At 56.5% G+C, this 11,690-nt stretch carries 8 protein-coding genes; 5 read left to right on the top strand and 3 right to left on the bottom strand.

What is annotated here, in order from left to right; genetic code table 11:
• Positions 1-715: 715 nt before the first annotated feature.
• Genes WCG50_RS13810 through WCG50_RS13800 form a run of 3 tightly spaced genes read right to left on the bottom strand, consistent with a single transcriptional unit; the run spans position 716 to position 3,916 of the window.
• Positions 716-1,390 carry an ABC transporter ATP-binding protein gene (locus tag WCG50_RS13810; RefSeq protein ID WP_336900183.1) on the bottom strand — a complete coding sequence of 225 codons (675 nt, stop codon included), beginning with the start codon at positions 1,388-1,390 and terminating at the stop codon, positions 716-718.
• A gap of 49 nt (positions 1,391-1,439) precedes the next feature.
• Positions 1,440-2,681, bottom strand: coding sequence for an FtsX-like permease family protein (locus tag WCG50_RS13805; RefSeq protein WP_336900181.1), 1,242 nt, complete (start codon positions 2,679-2,681; stop codon positions 1,440-1,442).
• Between the two features lie 11 nt (positions 2,682-2,692).
• Positions 2,693-3,916, bottom strand: a complete 1,224-nt coding sequence (locus WCG50_RS13800; protein ID WP_336900180.1) for an efflux RND transporter periplasmic adaptor subunit — start codon at positions 3,914-3,916, stop codon at positions 2,693-2,695.
• A 497-nt stretch (positions 3,917-4,413) separates the two neighbouring features.
• Here WCG50_RS13800 and WCG50_RS13795 point away from each other — a divergent pair, with 497 nt between their 5' ends.
• The 5 genes from WCG50_RS13795 to WCG50_RS13775 form a co-directional block, all read left to right on the top strand.
• Positions 4,414-4,980, top strand: a complete 567-nt coding sequence (locus tag WCG50_RS13795) for a hypothetical protein (protein ID WP_336900179.1) — start codon at positions 4,414-4,416, stop codon at positions 4,978-4,980.
• 63 nt (positions 4,981-5,043) lie between these two features.
• Positions 5,044-6,525 (top strand): trypsin-like peptidase domain-containing protein, encoded by a 1,482-nt coding sequence (locus tag WCG50_RS13790; RefSeq protein ID WP_336900178.1) that lies wholly within the window; start codon positions 5,044-5,046, stop codon positions 6,523-6,525.
• A gap of 110 nt (positions 6,526-6,635) precedes the next feature.
• A complete protein-coding gene (locus WCG50_RS13785; RefSeq protein ID WP_336900177.1) occupies positions 6,636-7,202 on the top strand; it encodes a hypothetical protein in 567 nt (188 codons plus the stop codon).
• Positions 7,203-7,330: 128 nt separating this feature from the next.
• Entirely contained in the window at positions 7,331-8,863 is a 1,533-nt protein-coding gene (locus WCG50_RS13780; RefSeq protein WP_336900176.1) for an MdtA/MuxA family multidrug efflux RND transporter periplasmic adaptor subunit, read from the top strand.
• Positions 8,864-8,873: 10 nt separating this feature from the next.
• Positions 8,874-11,690: efflux RND transporter permease subunit (locus tag WCG50_RS13775; protein WP_336900182.1), on the top strand; the 2,817-nt coding region annotated here is incomplete at its 3' end.

Below are 11,690 nucleotides of genomic sequence, written 5' to 3'. Positions count from 1 at the left end.
AAGCGGCTTACGGAGTATATTAATGTTTCGTTATTTACGTGTCAATGTACTAGTGATTTTTCCAGTCGAAGAAACCTGATGCGTAAGGAACGACTTATGTGCGGCACTTGATACGGTTTATTGAGAATCGGCAACTCATAAGCACTTCAACAAACCCAAAGTATTCAATTGGCGAAACGTTAAAGACAACGCCAGTCTTTCTTGGAGTAAGGCTATGAAAATCATTTCAAACAGCAGCAGGGGACAATGCCATTGGGCGAAAGGTATTTTGATCGTAACAACGACCTTGTTGTCCATGAGTTCCCCGATACAGGCGCAACTCGAACATCGAGTCAGCCCCCCCAAAGTGGAATGGAGAAATTAACAGGTTCCATGAGCATGACTGGGATCTCTGGTAGGGCGGTCATTAGGCGCACGCCCGTCACCGAGGGCGCATGGGTTGGTGGCGGGTCCTGGGGGCCAGTTGGTACTTTTATCCCACGCCGGTTTATCCCTACCCCAATCGAGCCGCCCCCCGCCGTTTTGTTAGCGCCACCTGTCGGCACGGCACCACCACCGACTCAATACTGGTATTACTGCGAAGCATCACGCAACTACTACCCTTTCATAACGTTTTGGTGCCAGCGCAGGTTGGAAATTTTGGTGAATAAATCCGCGTTTCACTAGCAGTGCATGTATTCCAGAGGAAATATGGTGCCGACTTACGCTTATGCCATTAGCCGGTAACCATCCCATCAACCACCTCGATAGTCTTGTCACACCGGCCAGCCAGTGCGGCGTTGTGGGTCACAAACAGCACGGTCGTGCCATGTTCACGGTTAAAGCGGCGCAGCAGTTCAAACACCGTATCGGCGCTTTTGGTATCCAGATTGCCCGTAGGCTCGTCGGCCAGTAACAGCGCTGGGTTCATGGCCAGCGCTCGGGCAACGGCCACGCGCTGCTGCTGGCCGCCACTCATGTTGCCGGCGAGATTGTTTTGCCAGGTCGTCAAACCAACGCTTTCGATCAGGGCAGCTGCGCGTTCCCGCATCGCCTGATTTGGAAATTCTGCTGCACCCAGCATCGGAATCATCACATTCTCCAGAGCGGTAAAGGCCGTTATCAAGTGGTGGTACTGAAACACAAAGCCGATATTGTGTCCGCGAAGCCGCGTGAGCGCATGGTCATCCAGCCGGGTGGTTTCTTCACCACACACTTGCAAGGCGCCCGCCGTGGGCCGGTCCAGCAGCCCCACGATATTGAGCAGCGTACTTTTGCCGGAACCCGACGGCCCCATCACGGCGCAAAACTCGCCCTTGTGGAGCGTCAGATCAATGCCTTGCAGTACCTCCGTCTCAATTGGCAAGCCGACGTTGAAGGATTTTCGCACCCCAGTCAATTGCACCACCACCTCAGGCGCGGCCACGGTTGCGTTATTGGCAAACACTGGCAACGGTGACTCAACCACGAATCGCCACCACGGGGTCGAGACGCGCAGCGCGTAGCGCTGGGGCAAAGGCAGATGCCAAGCCGGTCAGCGTCGCCAGGATCAGCGCGGCGATGAACATCAAAGGGTCAAACACCAGTGGGAAGAGCGGTGTGCCGTCTGCATTGCGTGCCAAGCCTTGCCACAACCACAAGCCCAATGCGCCGATGGCACATCCAGCGACTGAACCACCCAGCCCGAGCAACCCGCCTTGCAGCAAGAACACACGCAAGATCTGTCCCTGTGAAATTCCCATTGCACGCAATATACCGATCTCACGCGACTTTTGCACCACCGAGACCACCAGCACGCTGGCGATGCCAAACGCAACGGAGAGACCGACAAAAAAACGAATCGACGTATTGGCCGTGGTCTGTGCGCTGACCGCCGCGAAGAACTGGGCACTGGTCTTGATCCAACTGTCCGCCTCTACACCAGTGGTCGCTCCAATTTGTTGCGATATTTTTTCTGCTGCATAGATGTCATGCACGGTCACTTCAAGGCTGGTCACGCCACCGGGCAAGCCAAGTAGACTTTGTGCGGTGTGCAGCGTCGTGTAGGTGTTACGTTGGTTGGGGCCCTTGTTGCCAAGGTCAAATATACCCGCGATGGTCAAGGTCACGGCAGCCCCATTGGCGGCGGTTACCCGCAGCTTATCTCCGACGTCAACCCCCAAGTCACTGGCCAAGTCGGTGCCAATCAGAATGTCGGTGGCGGTGATGCGAGCGTTGCCACGCAGCAACTTGTCGCCCAGATCGACGATGCGGTAATACTGTTCTGGTTCGACACCGAAAATCGTGACTGCACGGCTTGCGCTCCCCCGCACAATCAGCACCGACCCACTGGCCACCGGCGACACCACCAGAACTTCGGGCATCGAGCGCACCTGAGTGGCAACGGACTGCCACTGGTCAATACCTTTGAGCCGCTGCAGCGGCGGCTGAATAATGGCACCTTCCAAGTCACCACGCTCCGTATCAGCACTGCCACGCAGGGGGCGAGTCACATCCTGTGGCGGGAGTAACTGGATATGAGACTGAGCGGACAAAACACGGCGGATGAAGTTGGACTGCAAACCGGCCAGCAGTGCCGACATGAAAACGATCACGCCAACGCCAATCGCTACGCCGGAGACGATGAACAGGGTCTGCATTCGCCCCTCACGTAAAAATCGGATAGCAACGATCCACTCAAACGGCAGCCAGGTGGTAAACATGCTGTTCGCTTTCAGTCCGTCGAAGCTGTCGCCCGCACCCGTGCCCCTGCCGTGATGCCCGCCGATGCGGGTATCACCAGATCGCCTGCACTCAAACCATCCACCACTTCGGCAAAACCTGCGCTGCGCAATCCGAGTCGAACCGGGTGCCGTCTGGCCCGGCCATCCTGCAGGCGTAAAACCCAGGGCGCAGCGCTGTCAGCGTCGTGGAGGGCATTGCTGGAAATCACGACGGCGTTGGGCTGTCGCGCGACCTCAATATCCACCGAGACAGTCATATCCTGCTTGAGAAATTTGGGTGGTGCGGGCACATCCAGCTTGACCTTCACCGCACCCGTCTGCGCGTTTACTCCCGGGTTGATGTAGACCAGTTCGGCCGGAAATCGTTGCTTTGGATACGCATCTGCGGAAACCAGGGCCTTTTGTCCAAGGGACAGCAGACGAAGATTCTTCTCATCGATTTCCACCACCATCTGCGTGCTGCCATCAGGCGATAGCATCATCAGCACCTTGCCTGGCTGCACCACATCGCCGACTTCGACACTGCGACCAATCAAGGTGCCGTCCACCGGCGCACTGATCACAGCGTAGCGAGTGCGGGCATGTGCAGCCTCAACGTTGGCCTGCGCTTGAACAACCGCAGTTTCTGCCAGAGCATAGTCACTGCCAGTAGGACGAACGGTTTCGACTTGTTTCTGGCTTGAGCGCAGTTGGGCATCTGCCAGTTCAACTGCCTTTCGCGAGTCTTCCAACGCCGCAGCCCCAATAAAATTTTTATCGAATAGTTCCTGATTGCGGTGTAGGGCTGATTGCGCGTTGTCCAGGTTGACCATGGCCTGGCGCTGCGCTTGCTCTGCTACCGGCGCCTGCACTTCACGCAATTGTCGCAAGTGGGCTTGCGCCTGAAGCACGGCTGCGTGAGCTTGACGTTCGGCGGCTTGCAACTCGGCAGACTCCAATTCAATCAGGGTTGCGCCCGCCTGCACACTTTGGCCTTCTGAAACTGGTATGCGAACCACTGTACCCGTCATCTGTGCACCAATGTCAACCCGGTGTGGCGTCTCGACATGTCCACTGGCTACCACGGATTGAACAAAATCACGCTTTAAAACAGTCTGCGTGACGACCATAGGCCCGAGCCACCAGCGCACGGCCAATGAAGTGAGCACCACAACCATAAGCAGTACAAATAGAAGCTTCCAGCGGTACTGGCGTATGAATGTTGAGATAACCATTGCAAATGCTTTGGGTGCGTATTGATCCAATTTGATGAATTGCAAGCCATGTTGAATTAAGACGCGATGTATAACAATCAAGAACAAACCGATTTAGATCGGCGGTAGTTGTCAGTCACCCTGCATCAATTTTCCGGTCGAACATATTCTGAATGTCAAACGCATTGACTCTGTCGTTTGATTGGCCCAAAACTCGTTGCTCTTTGGTATGTTTTTGTATGGCAAAAGCAAGCTTTAATTTTGACTTTGGGTCTACAAAATTGCTTGCGAATTCTCAACGGAATCGATGTCCTTGCGAAGGTCGCTTGAGGGCAATGCTTAACGAGCTTGTAACCGCCATTGGATTCTCGACTTCCAATGGTTTTATTCGCCTGAATAATGTTTATAAAAATTGCCAATTACCGATCACTCTTTACCATCGCTTCATTGAATTGGTACAAAGGGGCACATTTCCAAGTTCAAGATAGATGGCAAGAACCTAATCAGTGAGTGAATCCATGAAAAAACTACTTCTTTTGTCTGCGTCTCTGGCGGTGTCAGGTCTTTGCCTGGCGCAGGAGATGGCGCGCGTGATGTCGGCCAGCCCGGTCATTCAGCAAGTCAGCGTGCCGCGCAAAGTGTGTTCCAGCGAACAGGTGGCGGTTCAGCAGCCCAAATCCGGTGCCGGAGCTCTCATGGGTGCCATAGCAGGTGGCGCCATGGGTAATGCGGTGGGTGGCGGCAATGGCAAGGCTGCAGCGACCGTGCTGGGTATCTTCGGCGGGGCAGTGGTCGGTGACCGGATTGAGGGAGCACCCGAGGCGCAGCTTCAAAATATTCAGCACTGTTCGATGCAAAACTTTGTTGAGAACCGCACTGTCGCGTACAACGTGGCGTATGAATATGCGGGCAAGCACTATTCAGTGCAAATGCCGTTCGACCCGGGTCCATCCATCCAGGTGCAAATCACGCCTGTGATATCAGGTCCGCAAACGGCATCCCCTGTCAACGCTCAGGGTTACCCGCCACAGGTTTATTCCCAACCGCCTGTAGTTGAATACCGGCAGGGATATCGCAGGTACTAAATTTCAACGAAATATCGGCTTTTCATCTTTAAAGCAGTCTCCATAGTGCAATTTATTCACAACATGAAATACAAACTTCAAGCCCGAAATCGCCCGACAAAAACCGCGGCGATCTTGTTTTCGGTAGGGCTTGCATGCTTGGCAGCTTGCGAAATCAGCAGCGCCCAAACGATCTCCAGTACGACAACCGTGGCCCGAATCCCTGGCGCACTGCCAGACATGACGAGCATCGCTGAAAGTCTTTCGCCAACGGTCGTGAACATCAGTGTGCGTGGGACGCGCAAAGTATCGACCGCCGCTGAAACATCGGGAGACAAAGGCAACGACGCGCAGAGCTCGCCAGAAGAAAATGCAATGAACGATTTTCTGCGTGAATTCCAACAGCGTTTTGGCGGTCTGCCGCCCTTGATTCAAATGCCCGTGAGGGGAGAAGGCTCTGGTTTTGTTGTTCGCGCTGATGGGATCGTCCTGACCAACGCACACGTTGTCAGTGATGCTGAGGAAGTCGTTGTTAAATTTACGGATCGGCGTGAGTTCATCGCCAAGGTGTTGGGGTCAGATAAGTTGACGGATATTGCGGTCCTCAAGATAGAGGCCAGCAATCTTCAGGTGGCTGCGCTCGCACCCACGTCACCGCTTCGCGTCGGTGAATGGGTTCTTGCCATCGGATCGCCGTTTGGCTTCGAAAGCACCGTAACCGCAGGGGTCATCAGCGCCACCCGACGCTCACTCCCCGGTGATGGATCCGTCCCGTTTATTCAGACTGATGCCGCCATCAATCCAGGGAATTCAGGAGGTCCGCTGATCAATATGCGGGGCGAGGTCGTTGGCATCAATTCTCAAATCTATACCCGTACCGGGGGCTACCAAGGTTTGTCGTTTGCCATCCCGATTGATGTGGCGCTGCGTATCGAGCAGCAAATTCTGAGTTCGGGTCAGGTTCATCACGCCAGGCTTGGCGTGGAAGCGCAGGATGTCGACCAGACCTTGGCGGAGTCGTTCAAGCTCGCCAAGCCGACAGGCGCCTTGGTCGTCAACATCGAAAAAGACAGTGCGGCCCAACGCGCGGGCCTGCTGAGTGGCGACATTGTGCTGACATTTAATGGGCATCATCTCGAATTTGCGGGTGATTTATCTGCAAGCGTGAGTCAGGCTCAGCCGGGGGAGAAAATCGACCTTGAAGTATGGCGTTTGGGAGCGCTGAAGACTTTGCATGCGCAACTGATGGATGCCAAATCACCGGCACCAGCAACTTTCGACGTTGAAATCTCGCTGCCATCGGGCCGCTTTGGTCTGGCGCTCCGTCCTGCGAAACCCGAAGAGTTACATGGTTCCGGCGTTGTTTCGGCCTTGCTCATTGAGCGTGTCAGTGGGCCCTCCGAGCGGGCGGGGATATTGCCTGGCGACTTGTTGCTGGCCATCGATGGATTGCCCGTGGCGACCGTGGCACAAGTGAATGTTGTCGCGGCTCGGTCAATCAAGTCGGCAGCGCTGCTTGTGCAACGGGCAGGAATGAAAATTTATGTTCCGATGCGATTGCTATAAGACGCGTGTAGTCGGCCCGCAGCGGTAACACCACACGCGACTTCGCCAAAACATCAACGGGCATTCGTCGCACCAATCGGTGCACGAGGAAGCACCTACTCTGAAAACATATGAAAAAATTGATTTGTTTGCTACTTGTTTGGGGCCCGCTCATGGGGCAGGCGCAATTGGCTGAGAAAGACGCAGTGATGCAAGGCGTAAAAACAACCGGCAGCAGCCATATGACTCCATCTCTCGCCAAGCCCATCGTGATGTACGACCTCAGTTTGGATCAGCTTCATGATCGACTGGTATTGACTCCGCAGCAACAAGATTTTTGGATCGCTTACGAAAACAAGGTGACTGCCTACACAACTGCGTATTACCGACAAAGACCGGTGCTGCCATCGTCCGATGTTGTCGCCCCGCTTCAAGTCAGCAGACTGGTTGATAATTTGCAGAACCGACTGGCCGCATTGGAAGATGTTGAGTCTTCGGCAAAAATACTTTACGCGAATCTGATGCCTGAGCAGCAAATCATCGCTAATCAAATGTTGCTACTGACGATTCCAACATTCTCACCATCCAACCTGCCTGCTGAAGATACGCACCGCAAAGACTCGAAGGCAGAAGTAAACAAACGTTCACGCCGTGGTGGTGCTGGAACTGGCATGGGCGGACCGATGTTGGGGAACTGATTCGAGTCGAATTTTTGTAAATTAACTCAGTCTCAAAGGGATGGCTGTCTGTCTTTTGTTAAATTGTTTTTAATGCTCTCAAAAATCAATTGATACGGCAAACCCGTACTATTAACCCGGTAATTTTAATGACTCCGCTCCCCGATAGCTCAACTGGTTCACTCATCTTAAGCAAGGGCGCGTGGGCGCGACTTTCGCAGCTTGGACGTGCTTGGCCTTGGCTGCTAGCAACCTTGCTGGTGGCGGGTGGCGGCGGGTTCTGGTTGTGGAAAGCGCAAGCGAATGATCCAACCAAAGTAACGTCGACCCCGACGACCAACACACCAACAGCTGGAGGACGGCGTTTCGGAGGCGGTAACAATGCGCAACCGGTGTCCATCGAGTTGGTTCGGCGGCAAGACATTCGGGCCACGGTCAGCGCTATCGGCAACATTACAGCATCCAACACGGCAACCGTGCACGCGCAGGTGAGTGGTGTTTTGCAGAGTCTCAATTTCACGGAAGGCCAGCAGGTCCGGGCTGGTCAGTTGATCGCACAAATTGATCCGCGCGCTTTTCAGGCCAATGTGAACCAGGCGGAGGGGAGCCTGGCGCGAGACCAAGCGCAGTTGGACAACGCCAAAATTGACCTTGCCCGCTACCGCGACTTGCTCGCTCAAGATGCGATTCCCAGGCAGCAGCTCGACACCCAAGCGGCACTGGTGCGCCAGCTTGAAGGTACCCTTAAGCTGGATCAGGCGGCCGTGGAAACGGCCCGACTGCAACTGTCCTACGCTCACGTCACGGCCCCCATTTCTGGGCGCGTTGGCCTCAAGCAAGTCGATTTGGGCAACGTGGTGCAGCCAGGGGATGCGAACAGCCTAGTGTCGATCACGCAAACCCGTCCCATTGCACTGATATTTGCCGTCCCTGCGGCTAATTTACTCGGCATCACCGCTGGGTTGAAGGGCAAACAGCCCATGATGGTTCAAGCTTGGGATCGCTTTGGCAAAAAGCAACTGGCTGAGGGCAAAGTTGCATCGATCGACAACGCAATCGACCCCACCACAGACACCATCAAGATCAAGGCCTTGTTTGCCAATACGGACGACACCTTGTTTCCTAACCAATCGGTCAGCGTCTCCCTGCAACTGGCCACTTTGAGCCAGGTGTTAGCCGTGCCGCAAGCCGCCGTTCTGCGTGGTGCGCAGGGTTTCTATGTGTATGTGGTCAACCCGGATAACTCGGTCAGCACCAGGGTGGTCACGCCTGGCACCGTCGATGGCGGCTGGATGGCCGTGGACGGACCGCTACAAAGCGGCGACAAGGTGGTGATTGACGGCACCGACCGCCTGCGCGAGGGCGCCAAAGTGGAAGTGATTGACGCAAGCACCGCCGCCAGGGGGGTTGCCAAAGCTGGCAAACGAGGTGTTGACCGCGCTTCTGCGCCCGCTGGTTCGGCCAGCGCAATCGCGGCCGATGTCGGCGCAAGCGCGGGCAGCCGTGTCACGGCGACTCCACCCGCGACGCCGGATGCCGCTGTCAACAAGCCCGAGCGAGGCCGCTGGATGGAGGGCCTCAGCCCTGAGCAGGTTGAAAAAGTCAAAGCCATGAACCCGGATGACCGCCGTGCCTGGATTCGTCAGCAGCGACAGCTTTCTGGCGATTCCGCAAGCCGCTGAGCCGCGTTCCATGAACCCCTCACGCCTCTTTATTGAACGTCCGGTTGCCACCTCATTGCTGATGCTGGCCATCTTGCTGGCGGGCCTGCTGGCTTACCGGCTGATGCCCTTGTCGGCGTTGCCGGAGGTGGACTACCCCACCATCGAAGTCACCACGCTTTACCCAGGCGCCAGCCCGGACGTGATGTCCACCACCGTGACCGCGCCACTGGAGCGCCAGTTTGGCCAGATGCCGGGGCTGAACCAGATGACCTCCACCAGCTCGGGTGGGGCCTCCATGATCACGTTGCGCTTCTCCTTGGGTCTATCCCTGGATGTGGCCGAGCAGGAAGTGCAGGCCGCCATCAACGCCGGGGCCAACTTGTTGCCCAGCGACTTGCCCATGCCCCCGATCTACAGCAAGGTCAACCCGGCCGATGCGCCGGTGCTGACGATTGCCATCACCTCGCCCTCGATGCCGGTCATCAAGCTGCATGATCTGACCGAGAACCGGTTGGCGCCCAAGCTCTCGCAGGTGGATGGCATCGGGCTGGTGAGCATTGCCGGTGGTCGGCGTCCGGCCGTGCGCATTCAGGGTGACCCGCAAAAATTGGCATCACTGGGCCTCTCGCTCGATGACGTGCGCACGGCGATAGCTAGCGCCAATGTGAACCAGGCCAAGGGCAGCTTTGACGGCGCACAGCGTGCAAGCACCATTGATGCCAATGACCAACTCAAGTCGGCCGCCGAGTACCAGAACCTCATCATTGCCTGGAAGAATGGCAAGCCACTGCGGCTCAACGATGTCGCCACCGTCGTGGATGACGCCGAAAACCTGCGCCTGGCCGCCTGGTCTGACCGCACGCCGGGGGTCATCCTGAACGTGCAGCGGCAACCCGGCGCCAACGTGATCCAGACCGTGAATCGGGTCAAGGCCCTGCTGCCCAAGTTGCAAGCCTCGCTGCCGGCCTCGGTCGATGTGCAGATCATTGCGGACCGCACCACTACCATCCGCGCGTCTGTCGACGACACCGAGTTTGAATTGCTGCTGTCAGTCGCGCTGGTAGTGATGGTGATTTTTATGTTCCTGCGCAGTGCCAGCGCCACACTGATTCCGAGCGTGGCCGTGCCTTTGTCCTTGGTGGGCACCTTTGGTGTGATCTATATGGCGGGATTTTCGATCAACAACCTGACGCTGATGGCGCTGACCATTTCAACTGGTTTTGTGGTGGACGATGCCATTGTGATGATCGAGAACATTGCCCGTTTTGTCGAAGCGGGCGATTCCCCGATGCAAGCGGCGCTCAAAGGCTCCAAACAAATTGGCTTCACCATCATTTCGCTCACGGTGTCACTGATTGCGGTACTCATTCCACTGCTTTTCATGGGTGACGTGGTTGGGCGTCTGTTCCATGAATTTGCCATTACCCTGGCGGTGGCCATTTTGATCTCGGCCTTTGTCTCGCTCACACTGACCCCGATGATGAGCGCGCGGCTATTGCGCCCGGAACACGAGGCCAAGCACAGCCGGTTGGGGGCCTGGAGTGCCAGTGCGTTTGATGGCATGGTTGCGCAATATGGTCGGGCACTGGACTGGGTACTGGACCGTCCACGTGCCACGATGGGCGTGTTTGCGGTGACTTTGGCGTTGACTGCGGGGCTTTACGTGATGGTGCCCAAGGGGTTTTTTCCGGTGCAGGACACCGGGCTGATCCAGGTGATCACCGAGGCCACGCAAACCACCTCGTTTGAGTCCATGGCAACACGCCAGCAGGCGCTGGCCGATGTCATTCTGAAAGACCCGGATGTCGATCACCTTGCTTCTTTCATTGGTGTCGACGGTGCTAACCCGACGCTCAACACCGGGCGCATGCAGATCACCCTGAAAGACTTTGCCAAACGCACCGCATCGGCCAGCGAGATCATCATCCGCCTGACCGTGGCCACTTCGCACGTGCCTGGCATCACGGCTTTCATGCAACCGGTACAAGACCTGACCATTGAAGACCGGGTGTCCAAAACCCAGTACCAGTTTCTGCTGAGTTCGCCCGACATGAAAGACCTGAGCACCTCAACTGCCAGACTATTGGAAAAGCTCAAAGCACTGCCCGACCTGCGCGATGTGGCGAGTGACCTGCAAAACGAGGGTCAGCAGGCCTTTGTGCAGATTGACCGCGAGGCCGCAGGCCGCCTTGGCGTCACCGTGGCAGAAATTGACACTGCGTTGTACAACGCCTTCGGCCAGCGCTTGATCTCCACCATTTACACCCAATCCAGCCAATACAGGGTGGTGCTGGAGGCGGCACAACAGGGTGCGCGGCGAGGCCCGGCAGCGCTTGAAGGGCTGTATTTGCCCGGCGTGACGAGCACCGTCAATGGCCTCAGCAGCACCGTTCAGGTGCCGATGACGGCTGTGGCTCAAATCATTGAGCGGTCTGCGGCGCTGGCGATCAACCACGTGGCGCAGTTCCCTTCCGCCACCGTGTCGTTCAACCTGGCACCGGGGGCGTCACTCGGGGCGGCCGTCGAGGCCATCAAATTGGAAGAGGCAAAACTGAACCTGCCGCCCAGTGTAGAGACCAGTTTCCAGGGGGCTGCTGAAGCCTTTCGCGCCTCCTTGTCCAGCACTTTGCTGTTGATTCTGGCGGCGGTGGTCACCATGTACATCGTTCTGGGGGTGCTGTATGAGAGCTACATTCACCCGCTCACCATTTTGTCCACCTTGCCCTCGGCCGGCTTGGGCGCCTTGTTGGCCTTGTTGCTGGCGGGGCAGGACTTGGGCGTGGTGGGCATCATCGGCATCGTGCTGCTGATCGGCATCGTCAAGAAAAACGCCATCATGATGATC

It is taken from the genome of Rhodoferax sp. (genome assembly GCF_037143375.1).
GTDB lineage: Bacteria > Pseudomonadota > Gammaproteobacteria > Burkholderiales > Burkholderiaceae_C > Rhodoferax.
This window is presented reverse-complemented; position numbering and strand designations above follow the sequence as displayed.